A 17,611-nucleotide genomic window follows, 5' to 3' on the forward strand; every position below is an offset into this window, starting at 1 on the left:
ACCACCGGTCGGGGTGAAGGTCAGTGCGCCCTGGCCCGAGGTGGAGCCATTCAGGCTCTGGTCCTTGCTGATCGAGAGGACAGGCGCGGTCAGACTGCACCCCGGCCCATCGCTGATATGAAAGTTATAGCCAGCCGCGTAACCTCCTATTGGAGTATCGTTCAGATAGCTATCGGTGATATAGTGGGCCGTACCTTTCGAGTTCGCGATGTCGATAGGAATCGTAACCGCAATGTCGGTACCGTTGCTCTCCTGGAATACTACGATGATGCTGCGAGGAGCACTGGAGCTTCCCACACCAGGGATATTAAAGTTCCATTCCGTGGTATCCACGATGCAACCGGATATATTATCGTTGAAATCAGAAAGTACGATGTCCACCTGATTCGAATATCTGACAATAGGCGTCACATAACCGTTGCTATTTTCGGTCTCCGCGGAGGCGAAGGCTGGATCAGCACTAGAGATGCCGCCCCCGTTAGTAATCACACCGGGCGAAGCACTACTCGCAATGGTGAATGGCACCTGTATGGTAGCCACCGAGGTGAAAGCCGAGAACGTCTCCGAGGCGAGGCTTGGGCCACCGTTGCCGAGTGCAAATGTACACGCCAGCGATGACGACGCGGAGGTAAGGCTACAAAGTGGCGAACTGGTACCACCACTCAACCCATTGTTAAAGTCCGCATTCTCATTGGTTACCAATGGACTACCGTAAGTGAGGCCAGGGTATACCGGAAGTTGATCAGCTACATCAACCCCGCCCTGAATGTATCCATCAACACTCGGGATCAGTTGGAAATACCCAGAAACGCCTTTATTAAGCTCTGATGGGCTAATCGCTGCGGCATCAGTCGGGGTCCCATTATTTACAGACACTAACTTGGCAAGCGAGATCTGACCGGAGGTCGTTGGAGTGGTTAACTGCTGGCTAGGCAGAGTCCATGTGTATGTGTCAAAGTTGTTGTCACCATCCCAAACGGTGAATCTCGCCGTGTAGGAGCTCGCAGACACACCATCGTTATCTGCACTAAGTGCACTTGCGGTTGGAATGCTGATGTTGAACCTTGCTACAAAAGGTGTAACTACCTTGCCCTCACCGATATTCGCCGGCACGTAGTTGTCATAGGCATTTGGAGTCGATCCTGTCTGCACAGGAGAGGATACTCGATTAGTTGGCGCCAAAGAAGAAAGGTAAGCCAACTCGGACGATGAGGGAGCACTATACGATCCGTCATAAACAGTTTGAGGAGTCTTGGAAGACCCGGGATATGTTTTCGAGTAGACGGCAGTGCCAGAACTATTGAAGATCTGAAGAGTTGGAGCTGTCGCAGACGACTGTGCCGGTGGCGTTGGTTGGCCCGGGAGAGCTGACTGTAACGAGGAGAAATACGGAGTCTCATCTTCGTAATAGAACGATGCCGACTGTCCGAAGGAAGGTTGAGGTGGCCCATCCGGCTGGTTGACCGAACTATAGGCAAGCAACCATTCGTTGCCAGTGCAGGCCGAAGAGTAAGTCGAACCCGGCCCACAGCTACCAGTGCTGGGCGCGGGCGCGGGCTGATTATTCACAGTCAATGCTGAGTGCGCGAGGTCGCTTGAGCCCAGAGATGCCAATCCAACGGCACCGACTAAGGCGACTACCGCCATCGCTGATCTGATCACACCGCTCGTCACTGCGCGCACACTCAGCAGTCTCACCGGATACCCGCTCCCAATCAACCCAGACCGGCTATCCCGGTCAACCTCAAATGCGTTTATTTCCACCTAACGCAGCCTTGCCATCGAGCAAATGGCGGCGATCCGAAGAAGACGCGATTTCTATTCAATCACACTCTTAGCCCAATCACTGCATTATTTTGAAAAATATCTAAAGATTTCCAGACCTACACCCGATAACGCTCCATTTTCCCACTCCTGGCGCACATTTTCCCTCTACACGTGATAATTCCTCCAGATTCACCCACCCGATCTGCCCTTGGGCATCAGAACCGAAGGTCGAGGCGAGGCCTGCGGAGCAAACTGCCACTAGGTTCTACCCAGTGAGACAACGCTTGCATATTAAGCTCGCACTTGGCTCGTATCACTACCATACGTACACACGGCGGTTCAGTGACTTTACCGATAGATGAAGCTGCCCAGCCTCAGATCATGCTAAGCTAGGTTCGTCATGAGGCTCGCAAACACTTCCTGCCTAAAGTCAAATGAGTGTGCCAAGAACCAGCACCATAAGGTGTTCGCGCACCAAGTTGAGAACCTGCCAGAGCTCCCATCTCCAGTCGTCCAACAGCCGGTCATCTCATCGCAGTCAAAAGGAACATCTCACTTGCCTTTGGATCTATCTCCAATTCCTCCAATTCGTCGGCTCCTGCCGTCCTTCCTTGGTAGCGGTGCTGGATGCTCACCTTGGCCTTTGCGTCAATACAGAATTCCCTACCCCCAACTAAATGGGTTCCAAGGTCAACCCTTTGGTCATTGACGGCGCTCTGGTAATGTGCTTCTTTCGCCCCTCTCAAAACGCAGGCGAACCCGTTACCCCTGTCCAAACAGAGACCATAGCTCATGCCAACCATCCCGTGACGGGTCCCGACTCATCCCAACCACCCAGGAACACCAATCGCAGATCAACTCAGCGATGTCTCTCCTTTGACGACAAGCGTCGCGACACAACCACGCCTCTCACGCCGCTCGATCCATCAATTTCGACGTTGTCACGACTCCCACCCAAAAAGCACCGTGTCTCCAGTGCCGTTCGCCCGCGTGCTGATGCAGTCCATCAAAATTCCAACACTTTCGACACCCTCTCGTTGTTTCCCTACGATGCTCACTGCCCAAAATTTGCCCGCGCCGCGCTGTCCGCAACACTGCCGACTGCCCACCTTCGCGCAACTCGGTCACCCAATTTATCGCATGTTCTCGCTGCCTCAGAGAACTCTGAGTCTCCCAGATTTCCAACAGACACCTCAGCTCAGAAAACTTTATACAACTGTCGTGGTGTCTCAAATACCCGAATGTCTTTACCTATCACTCGCCGCTCCCCACACCCATTCAACCGGCGATCCCGTATTAACAACAACATCACCATCAATCCCCCAAGCTGAGACCAAAGGAGCGTAGCATGCAATCAGACCACTACTTTGATCGCCATGCCAGCGAGATAGCTGAGGACTTTGGCGGAACACTCCCAATCCCACCTCCTCTGACTCCAGAACCACTCTCCCATGAGGACACCGGCATCGACCTGCCGTACTTGCCAGCTACCGTTCAAATGACTCCTCCCACCGTTGCCGAAACGCGCAAGCTCCAAGCGGAAAACTGCCATGCCGAAACGCCGACCAGGACAACAGGACCGAGCAAATCACAATCGGACGCTATTCCAGGAACACCGAACGGCAACCTGCGAGTGGTTACACTCTCGCTCCCGCGCGAGGCTCGCGAAGTCCTCGACCGAGCGACTCGAAAGACCCAACTAGCTCGCGGTCAGGTAGTGATGATCGCGCTTCGTGAACGCTACCGCGAGATCGCTTCTCAGTTCGCCGTGCCGAGCGTACAAGAAGAGGATCCTTTCGGGCCTCCGAGGGTCATTCGCCGTAGAAAGCGCCTTGACGAACCACGCTCCGTCCCGCTCTATCTCACCGAGTCAGAGGCGCTGGGGCTCAAACGCATGAAGGACGGAGTGACTCTCTCGATGTCCGGCATTGTAACGGAGGCGATCCTTCGCCACTATGGTCGAGCACGCTAGCGCGCGCCAGTATCGTTCGAGAACCTGTCACGCCTGGGGTCTCACGGAGCACCTCCCGTGGTGAGTCTTGTCCGCATCCCCACCACTCAACCCGCCCATGGCCAATGATCGGTAAGGCTGCCGTTCTACACCTCACCTCCGACTGAGCAGCATGGATGTCACGACCAAACCCAGCGCCACGATTCTCGTTCCCGAAAGGGAGCGCTAACCGCACCCTCTCGACAGCAGTCTTCCAGTCCACTGTCCTCCAACAGCGAAACCCTGAGCCGAGTCCCAATGGCAACTCAGGGGACGTCGAAGAGACGCTGTTGCACCAGAGATTGTCAGGTACTCCCTAAGTTGCGGATGGCACTGGATGCCTACCTCGCTGAAGGGATCCTCCCAAGATACAAGTTAGCTAAACTCTCGTTACTCAGCTTTGGCGTCGCGTCAAGGCTAGCCCTGCCCCAACCCGATAGGACCAGCTCTTCCCAAACCCACACGGCTCAGCAAGTATCGCACCAGGCAATCAAGCTATCGCAACAGGCAATAAGGCCACCGGGTCGCCACCACCAGCATCTCCTAAAGCGAAGTCAGCACGCAATCCGAATCCTTTGGCCACCCAGGAAACGACAGCACATGGCCGAAACCTCCATAACCCGAGGCTCATGTCACACCATGAACGCACCCTAACCAACTCCCGAATCGCTGCCCATCGCCAGAGGGACCCTTCGCCTGGTACACCCCAGGGTCCAAACTCCATGGCCGGCCCCATCGACCCTTCCAGAGCCCAACCCGATCCGTTCGAAGAGCTGCTGACGAGAGTTGGTCCACCAAGGTAGACATGGCAAGAAGAACACCAAAAACCAAGAAGTCCCCAACTTGATGTTAGGGACTTCGAGAGACAGATCCGGCGATCAGTTTACGTCTTATGCTCCTGAGAGTACGAACGACATGATCAACACAAAGAGCACAAAGGCGGTCACGATCGCCATCGGTGGGTCATCCTCGTAGATGAAGCTCACTACACCGGTCACCACTCGCAGGATCGGGGTGAGGAGAAGCACAATGAGCCCCATGACGACGATCCCACGTCCCTCACCGTTCTTGCCGGCCTTTAGGTACTTGATGATGCCACCAAAGGTGTGCGGAAAGAGTGCTGTCCTGCCAGCAACCGTATGATAGGAGACCCCACCGGTGATCTTGGCATACCCAGGATGATGAATGAAGATGATCACCAACCCGATCGTCACGATGATCACTGAGAGAACGACGCCAATGCGCAACACCCAGCTGATCGCGATCTCGGTCTGGCGGACCTTCTGTTCGAGCCGCTCCAGCTCCTCTGGAGTCTTTTCACGCTGTGCCATTTAGAACAACCCCCTTTGGAACATCTCGATAGCGATGACGGCAAGCACCACCACAAACAGCATTCGCACCTTGGCAGAATGAATACGACCCAACACCTTGGCTCCCAGCATGGAGCCGCCAAGCACACCAGCGGCGACTGGAGCCGCGATGATCGGGTCGATCTGGCCTCGAGCGAAGTAGACACCGGCACTCGCTGCCGCCGTCACCCCGATCATAAAATTAGACGTAGCAGTGGAGACCTTCATCGGGAGGTGCATCGCTAAGTCCATCGCCGGAACCTTCAGCGCACCTGAACCAATACCCAGCAGAGCCGAGACCATACCTGCGACGAACATCAGCGCGAGGCCTGGCTTGGTGCCAACCACCTTGTAGCTGATCTCTTTCTTCTCAGCGTCGTCGTAGTAACTACCATGGAGCTTGAAGTAGTTTGCGATCCTGTCGTTGGAGACCGTGAGTAGTGAGACCGCCTTGCGCTTACGATACATCGCGATTGCCGAGTAGCCTAAGACCACTCCAAAGAGGATAAACAGGAACCTCGCAGGCAGGACGGTGGTTAAATACGCGCCCGTCACCGCACCCGTCGTCGTGGCGATCTCCAAGAACATACCTGCTCTCAAGTTCGTCATACGCTCTCGTACGTAGGCGGCGGCTGCCCCTGACGAGGTCGCGATCACCGAGATAATGGATGCCCCGATCGCCAGTCGAATATCGACGTGAAAGAGCAGCGTCAACACTGGGACGACGATGACTCCCCCACCGAGACCGACCAACGAACCGAGCACGCCAGCCAGGATCGAGATCAACGCCAACAGGACTACGAAATCTATAGGTGACACGCTAAACAATCTACCAGGTACACAGCTGCCAATGGAGCTGAAGAACAATTAGCCGGTGAAGCAGCTAGCACCACCCATACAGGCAGCTCACTATCGTCGCGGGGTCCAACTTGTACGGATGACCGGACAGGTTGGCAGCCCGATACACCCATCCTAAGCAAAGCTATAGTATTGTCCAACTTATCGAAGTCGAGGTTATCCAAATATCTAACGAGGTGACGTCAGGCACTTACCGTCACTGAACCGCATCTATTACGCTCGATATGCATGGCATACACCAGAAATATGCATTTATCTACAGGAATAGCGTAACTACGCCATATGGCGCATGTAACAGTATGGGACCGCCGATTCTGAGCACCTCTCCGCTATCCGTTGAAGCCACCGCGAGAGGCTACCTAACCAATGACGACATCGATAAGTAGTGAGCACCCTACGCATGTATCTTGACTGAGTACCACTCAACCTATTATCAACCCAGCGCAGCGCCTCTCACAACCGGGCAACCGGCACGATAACAAGACATCCTCAACCAAAGGATCACCAGCACCATCGGAAACTCAGCCTCGACGAAGCTGTGCCCCCAGCACTGCTGCACGTGCGTCAATGGTGTCAATAAGAGACTGGAGTGTACCCTCAGTGATCACTCCCTGATCTGATTCAAGGCGAAGTCGAAGACCCACATAGATATGTTCGGGGTCATCGGTTGGCACATACCGATCAAAAACCGCCAGATCAGCCCCCAAATCACCCGCCGCCTCCTCGATGAGTGCCACGAGTGGCCCTAAGGGAGCATCACGCCCGATTGAGAAGGAGAGATCCAGGGTGCTCGCCGTGTAGACCGAGGGGACCTCGACCCGGCGAATCGGTTGCATTGAGGAGACAAGGGGCTCAAAGTCGATCTCCAGGTAGCCAAAACGACCCTCCACCAGGTGAACGAGCTCCTCAGGGATCTGGCGAGGATGGAGCTCACCGACTACACCCACCACCTCCTCGCCCAAGCGAAGTTGTGATCGTCGACCAGGGTGCAGCTCGGGCCAGCCGATCAGATCCTCTCCGATAGCGGCCACGCCGAGCACACCATCAAGACCGAAGAGCCGTTCAACTGCGGTCAGCACCGGCGCGATCACCGCCAACCCATTATCATCCCCCTCGATCAGCACCCCGAGCCTGAGTCTCTCATCGGGCAAGGAGACTTGTTCCGACGAATCGCTACTTGGGGCCGATCCATCCACCGGCCACCGCTGCATCACTGGCCCGACCTCGAAGAGGGCAACCGGGCTCGATCGCCGAGTAACGTTTACTCGAAGGGAGCGGAGCAGTCCCGCCAGCACCGTCTGGCGCAGTTCAGACTCCTGTGCAACCAGCGGATCAGCCAACTCGATCGGTTCGCCTGCACCTCCCGCTCGCTCTCGCTCCTCAGGAGAGACAAGGGTCACCGACCAGGCCTCAAAGACTCCCATGCCCGCGAGCAGCCCCTTGAGACGACGAATCAGCTGCTGGCGCTCGGTCAGACCGCCAGTGGTCGCAACTGTGAGCGGCGTCGAGGTGATCCGTTGATACCCAAAATGGCGAGCGATCTCCTCGATCGCCTCGATCTCGCTCCCCACATCGGGGCGAAAGCTGGGGGGTGTAACTCGATAGAGCGCCCCGGCCTGCTCGATGCGAAACCCAATACGCTCCAATGGCCCACCGGGTTCGAGTACACAAAGGAGCTCATCGACTGACTCGTGGCCAAGGATCGCACCGACGCGAGTGGGGCGTACCTCAATCGGGGACGCTGGCCCAGTAGCATCGATCCGGCGCCGTATCGGTCCCTCGATCCGAAGGTTCGCCAGCTCAGCGATTCGGACGATCGCCAGTTCAAGGATCGCAGGATCGGTACCGCGCTCGAAACGGGCCGATGCCTCACTCCGGGCGTTCAACCGCTTCGCGGTTCGCGCGATCCGGTCCGCGGGAAAGTGTGCAGCCTCGAGCAACACCGAGGTGGTCGCCTCGCTCACCTCGGTGGCGAGCCCACCCATCACACCGGCGAGACCCACGACCTGGTCGTTGCCATCGACGATGACGATATCGGAGGTCTCGAGCGCTCGCGTCGATCCATCCAACGTGACGATCCCCTCGCCAACGCTCGCAAAACGCGCAGCGATGGTGCCTCCCCCGAGCTGTGTCGCGTCATAGGGGTGGGTCGGCTGACCGATCTCAAGCATCACATAGTTGCTCGCATCGACCACCGGCGAGATCGAGCGCATGCCACCAAGGTGTAGGCGCCGACTCAACCGGAGTGCAAAAGTAGCCGTCTCAATCCCACCGAGTGAGGCGACCAACAGGCGATCTGAGGCCCGAGAATCGGTGTTGGGCTTAGGATCGTCCATCACCTCCAGGGTGATTGGGGGCTCGGGCGTCCAGAAATCGACCCGAAGCCAGGCAGCGAGATCGCGAGCCACCCCAAGAACGCAGTTCGCATCGGGTCGATTGGCCTCAATCGCTAGGTCAAAGACGATATCGTCTGAGATCCCGAAGTATGCCCCAAAGTCCACCCCGGCTGGTGTCAGGGGATCAAGGACCAACAGGCCACCAGCCTCAGAGGAGACCCCCACCTCTACCGGTGAGCAGAGCATCCCGAGTGAGACGACACCGCGCATCTTGCGCTCGCTCAGCGTCATACCCGTAGGGAGGGTCACACCCGGGCGAGCCCAGGGCACCTTATCCCCTACCTTAAAGTTCCAGGCTCCACAGACAACCGACTTGGGCTCCCCCTCGCCGTCGTTGACGAGAGTCGCACGGATCCTGTCAGCACCCTCGATGGGTTCGAGCGAGACGACCTCGGCCACCACGACCCCATCGAGGGAGGCAGGTGCGTGCTCGACCCCCTCGACCACCATACCGAGTTCGTTCATTGCATCCACGAGTTGTCGCACACCCGAATGGCCAGGACCAACACGAACCGCCTCGTCGACCTCGAACAGAGCACCGAGATCGAGGAACTCGGCCAACCATGTCAGGGTTATCTTCACAACACTCCCCTCATCTGTGCAAGCACACGTAGATCATTCTCCGGCAAAATGCGCATGTCACCCAGGGCGACCTTCATCTGCACCAACCGATCGATCCCAAAGCCAAAGGCAAAACCGCTGTAGACCTCGGGATCGATCCCGACATGGGCAAAGACGTTCGGGTGCACCATCCCCGATCCACCAAGCTCGATCCAACCCGTACCTGAGCAGGTGCGACACCCATCGCCCTTGCAGACGGTGCAGGTAATCTCAAACTCCGCTGAGGGTTCGGTAAAGGGAAAGTAGGCCGGGCGGAGTCGAGCCTCGATGTCAGGACCAAAATAGGCAGAGGTGAAGGCCTCGATCGTCGCCTTTAAGTTCGCAAAGGTGATTCCCTTATCCACCACCAAGGCCTCAAGCTGGTGAAAGGCGGGGGTGTGACGAGCATCGGGGGTATCACGCCGATAGACACGGCCAGGCACGATGGCGTAGATCGGAAGCTCACTCGTCTGCATCAATCTGACCTGCACCGGTGAGGTGTGGGTCCTAAGGAGCGTCGACTCCGGCTCGCCGTAGTTCAGATAGAAGCTATCCTGGTTCGCCCGCGCCGGGTGGAACTTGGGGATATTGAGGGCTTCGAAGTTGTGCCACTCGGTCTCCACCTCTGGGCCCTCTGCAACTACAAAACCCATCCCAATGAAGAGGTCCTCGAGCATCATCCGCGTCTGGGTGAGAAGATGGAGGGCACCCGTGCCGCGTAATCGTCCTGGATGCAGGTAGGCGGCGATGTCGTCATGCTCAGTTCGAAGGCGGTTGGCGAGTTCGACCTCGTTGACACGACGCTCGCTGACATCGATCGCACCCTCAAGTCGTGACCGAACCTCATGCAAGGCGGCGCCGATACGCGGACGATCCTCTGGAGCGATGTTGCGCATCGCCTTCTGGATCGTGGCGAGCGGGGTGGTGTGCGCGTGAATCGCCTCCTTAGCGGCGATCAACTCAGCGTTGGTCATTACAGTGCTTAGCTTGGCGACGCTCTCGTCGCAGAAGTCTGCGAGCTCCGCCAGTGTCGCGTCAATCTCGGCCATGCGGAGGATACCTTTCTCTTCGGCGTTCATAACCAGGATAAACGCTGACCTCGGCCATTGGTGATGATAGGGATATGCAATAGTCATCCCGGGGAACTTACGTCACGCAAATGCTGCAGGACTTGGATCGAACACACCAACACTATTGGGGTCAGAGTTCGGGAATTTGTCCTGATCCAACCGCAGAGCTGAACAATGCAACAGGACGTGTCAGAACCCGGAGATCGGTCAACAAATGCCGATGGCGAGACTCCAAACGGAGACTACATTATTATCTACACAAAGACTCACGTGGCGAACTCACGCCCAATCTCGCCGCAAATGGCGGATTCACCTCCACTGAAGACCCGGACTGACCTCTCTTGCTCAGTCAGGAACCACAACCTTGACTGCGTCGTCTCTGCAGTCGCAGATAATCGTGTCCCGTTGCCAGTTCTCCTGCGGGTACGATCCGTCCGGTAGACGCCTTGGTGTCGTCGATGAGTGACATCCGAGTTCGAAGACTTGTTGTTTGGATGGAGAGCTAACACCATCAATAGCACACTGTGCTCTGCTGACAGCCGACCTAGGTCCATAGGGTCGGGCACATAGAGGGGTCAACAACTCTGTTGTATCGCGGACAAGATCATCATCTACCTTGGCGGTGTCAAGCACGATCAATCCTCTCGATTGTGCACCTAAGCGCAGCCTCCACATATTCGGCTCGAAAACCGACAGCAGCGGTCTCGATGCTCAACCAGAATGGTGGGGTCATTCAAGAGTGACAGAAACTTGCGTGTGTCTGTGTTGCGAGCGGAACCAACTTCGGTCACTACCCGCTCTAGCAAATATCGGTGTTCGGTAGCGAAAGCCAGCACTCGCGCCACCTGTCTGTCTAGGTCTTGTTTTTGGTCAGACGACGAGACTCGAGCATAGATAACCGACGATCCATGTTGTGGTTCTTTAGACTCTAGATCTCCAACCAGAATGAGCTGGCCAACTTTGGATGCTGGGACGGGCATCTTCCCCGTCCGATACCATCTATATGCGGTATGTCTATATGCGGTATGTGGATCTATACCCTGGGACGGTGCCCAATCAGCCGAGTTCATTACTAATCATTGTGGTGTGTCGCTACGACGACTGTTGCAACCCTCAACCAGCACGCCCCCAGAGATCAGCCTCGAAAGCAGGAGGGGTCGGACCCGATGGCAATCCCTAACTGGCTTACTCAACCAAGAGTGTTGGATCCGATGCGAGTGAACCGTTGCCACGAATAATGGAGACAATGACTGCAATGAAGGATATACCAGCGAGAAAGATGGCTGCATACTTGAAGCCCTCTGCCACTAGCACAGGATTGATGGGGTGCGTGGTCGCAAAGATAGCAAAAACTACTCCAGTCAGAGCAAGGCCCACTGCGGTGCCTAGCCCCCGAGACATATTCAAGACTCCACTAGCCACACCGGAAGAGTGCGCGGGGGCAGCCCCCATTGTCGCCGCGTTATTGGGCGCTGTCGACATGCCCAGCCCAGCACCAACCGCGAAGAGTTGAACGAGAAGCAGAAGGTTGCCATGGTCGAACGCCATGACTAACAAGGAGATCACACTGAGGCTCATTCCAAAAATCATGAGAGGCTGGGCCCCTAGTCGGTCCGCGAATCGACCGGAAAGCGGCGAGAAAATCCCGATCGCCAGTGGCATCGCTAGTAGCTCTAGCCCAGTCCTAGTGGACGAGAACTGCAGTGTCCGTTCGAGATAGTACGGGACCACAAAGAGAACACCAAAGATCACAAAGTAGATCAACCAGCCACTGACAACGCCGGCCCAGAATGCTTTGACCTTCATCAAGGTCAAGTCCAACATTGGGTGTGCAGTCCGACTTTCCCGCCGCACGAACAAAACCATGCCTACCACCGCGATGATCCACATCGAAATGACAAATGGAGAGCTCCAACCCAGTTGATTGCCCAACGAAAGAGCCAGCATGAGCGCCACCCCAATGGGTGCGAAGATAGCCAGGCCAAGCCAGTCAAAAGCAGTGTGTGCAGCCAGTTTGCGCGTGCGGGGGATAAGATACCAGGCCATAACGGTGGCAACGATGCCCACAGGAACGTTGACAAAGAAAATTAACGGCCATCCTCCGAGTCCAATCAGTAGTCCTCCCACCATTGGACCAAGGGCGAGACCGAGGGCTTGTGCTGCACCCTGTACTCCGATTCCTCGACCCAGCTTCTCCTTCGGCATCACCCCAGCAACAATCGCAACACTGTTGGCTTGGAGCATGGCCGCACCAGCCGCCTCAATCACGCGAAAAACAATGAGCAACGTAAGGTCAGGAGCGAAGCCACACAGGGCAGAGCCGATAATAAAGACCACAAAACCAAAGGTGTACATGAGTTTGCGGCCGACCATATCGGCATAGCGACCCACCGCGATCAGACTCGCGACCAACATGAGAAGATATGCGAGGCCAACCCATTGCACTGCACCTACGGTTACCCCGAACTGTCTCTGCATGGTAGGAAAGGCGAGCGTTACGATGCTAGCGTCTAATTGCCCCATAAAGGCACCAAAACACACCGCAGCCACCGCGTACCAATACGCGTTCGGACGATCCCTGATGAACTGCGGACGAGCCGGCTCAGTCAGGAACCGACGAGGTTTGCCTTGAGGGTAACTGTGACCTCCCATCCCTCTAGGTTAGCCGACCGGTAGTTGCACCACCAAGCTCAAATGACAGAGCGACCGGACGAAAACTCTACCTCACGTCTCCGTCAGAGTAGCCAGCTGCCTGTGCCAATTGAAAGAGAGCAATCGATCCTGCGACACCAGCGTTCAGCGACTCGACTTGGTTACGCTGGGGGATCGAGACCACCGCATCGCAATGCTCGAGGAGTGCATCCTCAATGCCATGTGCCTCAGAACCCACTAGCAACGCCAACGGGGTCAGCGACCGGGCATGGGCAAGGTTGCCCTGCTTGTGAGGGAGCAAGGCGAGGCGGCTCACCCCTATCTCACCGAGCTCAACAAGACTCTGTTCATAGTCATCTACTTCACACACCGCCACCAATGAGATCAATCCCGTCGTAGCCCGTACCACCTTGGGAGAGAAAGGATCAACGGTTTTTGGCCCGACGAGAAGCCCAACTTGAGAGAAGAAGGCAAGTGCTGACCGGATCAACGTTCCAAGGTTACCAGGATCCTGGAGACCCACCGGAACGAGAATGCACTCCTGGTTGGCGAGGAACGCGAGGCTCGCCAACCGTAGCGGAGCGAGACCGATAACGCCATCGGTGTTCGTCAGGGAAGAGACCTGGGCGAGACGACGCTCCGGAACGACGCGGACCTGATCACCCAAGTGGCGATAGTTCTCAAACCGCGCCTCGGTGACAAAGACCGTCCCGATAGCCTCTCCAAGCGCGATGGCCTGATCGAGGGAACGCCGACCTTCGAGCACGTAGGTGCCCGAAGCTCGGCGTTCGGCGCGAGAGCGAAGTAGCTCACGAAGATGAGCCAGTTCGGCTTGTGAAGCGTTAGCGACCAGAGACCGAACTCACCAGACGCGCAAAGGCACCCGGATCCGTGACAGCGAGGTCGGCCAAGATCTTGCGATCGACCTCGACCCCAGCCTCCTTCATCTGGAACATCAGCCGTGAGTAACTCGTACCGTTGATCCGGGCAGCGGCGTTGATACGCTGAATCCAGAGGCGGCGAAACTCACCCTTGCGTGCTCGTCGGTCACGATAGGCGTACTGCAACGAGTGCATGACCTGCTCATGAGCGGCCCGATAGCTCCGACTCTTGTTGCCATAATAACCACTTGCTAGCTCAAGTATCTTGCGGCGATGCTTCTTTGAATTGATGGATCGTTTAACCCGTGCCATGTTTTCTCCTTTGAACCTTTCCCGACCGGCTTAACTAACGCCCCAACAACTTCTTCACACGACGAGCGTCACCACTCGAGACCTCAACGCTCTGATGCAGGTGACGCATCCGGCGCGATGACTTCTTCTCCAACAGATGTGAGGTGAACGCATGCTGTCGTCGCAACTTGCCAGTACCCGTCACCTTGAATCGAGCCTTCGCTCCCTTGTCAGTCTTCATCTTCGGCATTTTTCTCACCTTTCTACCTTCCAAGCACCTTCCGGTGCATTGGACTTCCTTGTTGATTGCAGCTACCCCATTGCGGCAGTTCATAGCGCCACACCGACAGAATTACTCGGTAATCTGTCTTCGTAGCGCACTGCCTAGAACCATCTCTCGAGGCCTAGAACCATCTCTCGAGGCCTAGAACCATCTCTCGAGGCCTAGCACCTCACACCGCGACGATCAACCTACTATCGTCCACCTTCTCGATGGACACTCAACTCTTACCACTCAGGTCTTACCTCACACTGTCCCTTGCCCCGACCCAGATCCCTGGGCTTGACCTATCCGTTCCAACCAGCGCACAACCAACCAAGGGCCATCAGGGTGAACGAGACCGACGAATCGACCTGCCCCGAATGCATCTGTCCCGATTACATCTACCCCGAATGCCACCATTCTGGATCCATCTCCTCTGAGTTGAACCAACGACAACGTTCTCTTACCAAGACAAGCCGATCTAAGACTAGCGCCAGCCGGCCTAGCTCGCAGAGATTCCGTCTATCGGCACCTAGCGAGTGGTCGCGTCATCCACTACCTTCGCATCAGGAACAAGCGCCGTCGTCGGCACTGCTCCTGCCTCTGGAGTAGAGCTCCTATCAACGTCAACACTGGTCGTCGGCGCGGAGGGACTGCCGTCGCTAGCTGTCGCGACCTTGGCCGCTGTGTCACTGGGCGCGCTGCCCGTTGACCCACTGCCAGCTGGAGCAACCTCTGAGTGAACACCGTTCGAGTTCGTACCATTTGACTGAACACCATCCAAATGGGAACTAGTCGAATGCGAACCGTGCGATCCACTGCTCTGACCCTTCGGAACGGGACGCTTCTCTGGTACCAACACCATCAGCATGTTACGACCATCGAGTTTTGGAAAGGTCTCAACCCGTCCAACCTCTTTGACCCCTTCAATGACCCGTTCCAAGATCTCCTGGCCGAGTTCCGGATGGAAGATCTCCCTGCCTCGGAACATGATGGTCACTTTGACCTTGTGTCCCTCGGCGAGGAACTTAGCAACCTGGCGCGTCTTAGTATCGAAATCTCCGACCCCGATCTTGGGACGATACTTCATCTCCTTGATCTGCGTGGCTGATGCTTTACGCTTGGACTCTTTGGTGCGCTGGGCCTGATCGAACTTGAACTTGCCATAGTCCATAATCTTGGCAACTGGAGGTCGTGCCATAGGCGCCACCTCCACAAGATCCATGTCAAGCGCGCGCGACATCGTCAGCGCCTCCTGGATTGACTTAATGCCAAGCTGATTCCCATCAGGTCCAACGAGGCGAACCTCACGGACACGAATTTGATCATTGATCCGTGCATCGGGGTCTGGTGCTGAGGCGATAGAGCTACTCCTTCCAATCTGTGAACTTCACGGCAGGCAGCATCACTCTATCCGAACCCAGCTGCTCTTCAACGAGACAGTAGGGGGGAGACAGAACTCCGCTTAGCCTTCTAGAATTACTCTAGCAGTCAGGAGCCTGCTTCCCTACCCTACCAACTCCTGCTCACCTGAGATGAAAGGGCGGTCCACCTCTCGATGTCCCAAGAGGAAGAACACATGATGCAGCTCCAACAGGAGCTGCTCAGTGCAGATCCAGCAACCATTGTGGCGAACCACGCCTACGGCCTCTTCGAGCTTGCCACTATCTACCTGGGCGCGACACCTCCGAGGCTCACCGATGCGAGCCTCGCCATCGATGCCTTCGCGGGAATACTCAGCGCCGTTGAGGATCGCCTCGGCGAGGTGGGCGAACCCCTCCAAGATGGTCTTCGACAGCTCCAAGCTGCCTTCATCCAGGTTGCCAAACTCGACCACGAGCCCACACGGACTCCTCCTCCCACTCCACCGACAGCCGAGGCTTGACTCCCCCACAGGGACCACCATCTCACTTCACCGCCGGCTACCAAGATTCGACCACACTAGAGCGCTGTGGTCGGCACTGGTCGACCCCTCAACCGTCGTCCACTCTGTTGGTGAGACGATCACGAGCATTGACTTGGTAGCGCCAAAACGCCTAATCATGTGGGTGATGAAGCGCTCGCTCGGGCCCATAGCAAACGTCCAGGTGACGGACTCACTTGTCCGCTTGTTGGTGATGTGCGTTCTTCCAAAAGAGCCTCCTCATTGGCGTGTTGTGCGACCCTGAAACTGTGGCTCTCGCGGATTACCCCGGTCGGACACCAAAAAGCCATCAACGACCCATCGAATCTCGCCCCCCTCCTGTCTGCAAGGATTCGCTCAATGAGCGCCGTCCTCGACCCAGAATGTCTCTGGTCGCATTACAGTATGCTGTACTGGTCGCATGGCACAACTGGTTACAAGGGTGGACGATAAGCTTCTCCTCGCGGTGGATGCCCTCGTCAGCGAAGGAACAGTAGCGACCCGCTCTGAAGCGGTCCGGCTGGGCCTCGAAGCTCTGGTGGAGCACCATCGACGCCGGCAAACGGGTCGTGCCCTAGTCGAGGGCTACCTACTTCAACCGCAGACTGAGGATGAACTAGGCGGGCTCGACGAGGCCACCCGCGCACTAGTCCAAGAGGAACCTTGGTAGCCCTGCCCGCCCAAGGAGAAATCTGGTGGGCCCAGGCCGCGGACAACCGACGACCGGTCCTGGTGGTCACTCGTAACGAGGCGATCGCCGTGCTCACCGGAATTGTAGTGGCGCCAATAACTCGCACCGTGCGCAGCATCCCGACCGAGATTCCCCTGGGCAACGAGGATGAACTTGATGTCGAGTGCGCAGCGTCGTTCGACAACTTACAACGCATCCGGCGATCGGCTTTAGTAGTGCGAATCGGGAGTTTGGGCGATCGACATCACGAAATCTGTCGATCGCTGACCGCTCTCGCCGATTGCTAGATCTGCTGACCAATTGGTGGCGAAGCCAGCTTGTTCGAACACCGAGCAAGAAAGTTGAACCCCCTACAGAACACTTGCGGACGAGGAGTGCACCGCAAGCACACAATATTGACTCTCCCGTGATGCCTATCTGCGTCTCACGTGGCAGTCCCAGTCCCTCGACAGAAGACCCTGGAGTCCGCCCAAATCCGAGGGGTCTTCCAAAACCTCCAGGCTCGCATCACTTGGCGGGAGCACTCACCAAGCGTCTCTTGTCTTTGTCCCGTATCGTGAGTAGTTTCACTCTGGCTGCTTGATCGTAGGCCTGGTGGAGGTCATAGGCCGCAAGGATGTTCATGGCTTGGTTACTATCCTTCACGGTTGAGGGCTCCTTGTGGGTTTGGCGACGACAACTATCACCAGTATGCCCATAGGGAGCCTGCCTTGTTGCGGAAGGTCTCTACAAAAAATGTACGAGGTACTCATCAGTTTAGTATTCAAAACGCTAACTTCCGGCCGCCTAAGGACCCTCTTTCATCTCCTCCTCAGTTGGTCGGTTGATCCAGACCTCGGTGTTGAGGGTGGGTGGGGTTGGAATCTTTCTCACAAAGCGCTCAGGGTGGACTTCATAAGCG

Annotated in this window: 15 protein-coding genes and 1 pseudogene; 4 read left to right on the forward strand and 12 right to left on the reverse strand. The window is 56.5% G+C overall.

From position 1 onward, the window contains the following. A partial coding sequence (locus M7Q83_RS10945) for a hypothetical protein (protein WP_298338511.1) occupies positions 1-1,764 on the reverse strand: 1,764 nt, incomplete at its 3' end. Between the two features lie 1,351 nt (positions 1,765-3,115). Here M7Q83_RS10945 and M7Q83_RS10950 point away from each other — a divergent pair. Then, positions 3,116-3,739, forward strand: coding sequence for a hypothetical protein (locus tag M7Q83_RS10950; RefSeq protein ID WP_298338514.1), 624 nt, complete (start codon positions 3,116-3,118; stop codon positions 3,737-3,739). A gap of 908 nt (positions 3,740-4,647) precedes the next feature. Here the strand turns inward: M7Q83_RS10950 and M7Q83_RS10955 are convergent. The 10 genes and pseudogenes from M7Q83_RS10955 to infC form a co-directional block, all read right to left on the reverse strand. Continuing rightward, complete coding sequence (locus tag M7Q83_RS10955) at positions 4,648-5,088, reverse strand: DUF1634 domain-containing protein (RefSeq protein ID WP_298338517.1); 441 nt, start codon at positions 5,086-5,088, stop codon at positions 4,648-4,650. Beyond that, entirely contained in the window at positions 5,089-5,925 is an 837-nt protein-coding gene (locus M7Q83_RS10960; protein WP_298338520.1) for a sulfite exporter TauE/SafE family protein, read from the reverse strand. A 560-nt stretch (positions 5,926-6,485) separates the two neighbouring features. Further along, positions 6,486-8,942 carry a phenylalanine--tRNA ligase subunit beta gene (gene pheT / locus M7Q83_RS10965; RefSeq protein WP_298338523.1) on the reverse strand — a complete coding sequence of 819 codons (2,457 nt, stop codon included), beginning with the start codon at positions 8,940-8,942 and terminating at the stop codon, positions 6,486-6,488. After that, positions 8,939-10,096: a phenylalanine--tRNA ligase subunit alpha gene (gene pheS / locus M7Q83_RS10970; protein WP_298338526.1), complete on the reverse strand. Its 1,158-nt coding sequence runs from the start codon at positions 10,094-10,096 to the stop codon at positions 8,939-8,941. The genes pheT and pheS overlap by 4 nt, the downstream gene beginning before the upstream one ends. A gap of 447 nt (positions 10,097-10,543) precedes the next feature. Next, positions 10,544-11,100 (reverse strand): annotated as a pseudogene (locus M7Q83_RS10975) (IS607 family transposase); the annotation flags it as partial. Between the two features lie 115 nt (positions 11,101-11,215). Then, entirely contained in the window at positions 11,216-12,682 is a 1,467-nt protein-coding gene (locus M7Q83_RS10980) for an MFS transporter (RefSeq protein ID WP_298338529.1), read from the reverse strand. 67 nt (positions 12,683-12,749) lie between these two features. Beyond that, entirely contained in the window at positions 12,750-13,448 is a 699-nt protein-coding gene (locus M7Q83_RS10985) for an RNA methyltransferase (protein WP_298338533.1), read from the reverse strand. Between the two features lie 76 nt (positions 13,449-13,524). Continuing rightward, positions 13,525-13,875: a 50S ribosomal protein L20 gene (rplT, locus tag M7Q83_RS10990; protein ID WP_298338537.1), complete on the reverse strand. Its 351-nt coding sequence runs from the start codon at positions 13,873-13,875 to the stop codon at positions 13,525-13,527. Positions 13,876-13,909: 34 nt separating this feature from the next. Next, the gene (gene rpmI / locus M7Q83_RS10995) at positions 13,910-14,104 is read right to left on the reverse strand and encodes a 50S ribosomal protein L35 (protein WP_298338539.1); all 195 of its coding nucleotides are present in this window, start codon (positions 14,102-14,104) and stop codon (positions 13,910-13,912) included. Between the two features lie 544 nt (positions 14,105-14,648). After that, a complete protein-coding gene (gene infC / locus M7Q83_RS14315) occupies positions 14,649-15,497 on the reverse strand; it encodes a translation initiation factor IF-3 (protein WP_366526405.1) in 849 nt (282 codons plus the stop codon). A 198-nt stretch (positions 15,498-15,695) separates the two neighbouring features. Here infC and M7Q83_RS11005 point away from each other — a divergent pair, with 198 nt between their 5' ends. From M7Q83_RS11005 to M7Q83_RS14320, 3 genes are all read left to right on the forward strand, one after another. Then, a complete protein-coding gene (locus tag M7Q83_RS11005) occupies positions 15,696-16,001 on the forward strand; it encodes a hypothetical protein (RefSeq protein ID WP_298338543.1) in 306 nt (101 codons plus the stop codon). Positions 16,002-16,461: 460 nt separating this feature from the next. After that, the gene (locus M7Q83_RS11010) at positions 16,462-16,689 is read left to right on the forward strand and encodes a ribbon-helix-helix domain-containing protein (RefSeq protein ID WP_298338545.1); all 228 of its coding nucleotides are present in this window, start codon (positions 16,462-16,464) and stop codon (positions 16,687-16,689) included. Next, positions 16,683-16,997, forward strand: a complete 315-nt coding sequence (locus M7Q83_RS14320; protein WP_366526404.1) for a type II toxin-antitoxin system PemK/MazF family toxin — start codon at positions 16,683-16,685, stop codon at positions 16,995-16,997. The genes M7Q83_RS11010 and M7Q83_RS14320 overlap by 7 nt, the downstream gene beginning before the upstream one ends. Positions 16,998-17,217: 220 nt before the next feature. Here the strand turns inward: M7Q83_RS14320 and M7Q83_RS11015 are convergent, their stop codons facing one another. Continuing rightward, on the reverse strand, positions 17,218-17,355 hold the full coding sequence (locus M7Q83_RS11015) for a hypothetical protein (RefSeq protein ID WP_298338548.1): 138 nt from the start codon (positions 17,353-17,355) through the stop codon (positions 17,218-17,220). Positions 17,356-17,611 lie beyond the last annotated feature (256 nt).

This window comes from Ferrimicrobium sp., from assembly GCF_027364955.1.
Classification (GTDB): domain Bacteria; phylum Actinomycetota; class Acidimicrobiia; order Acidimicrobiales; family Acidimicrobiaceae; genus Ferrimicrobium.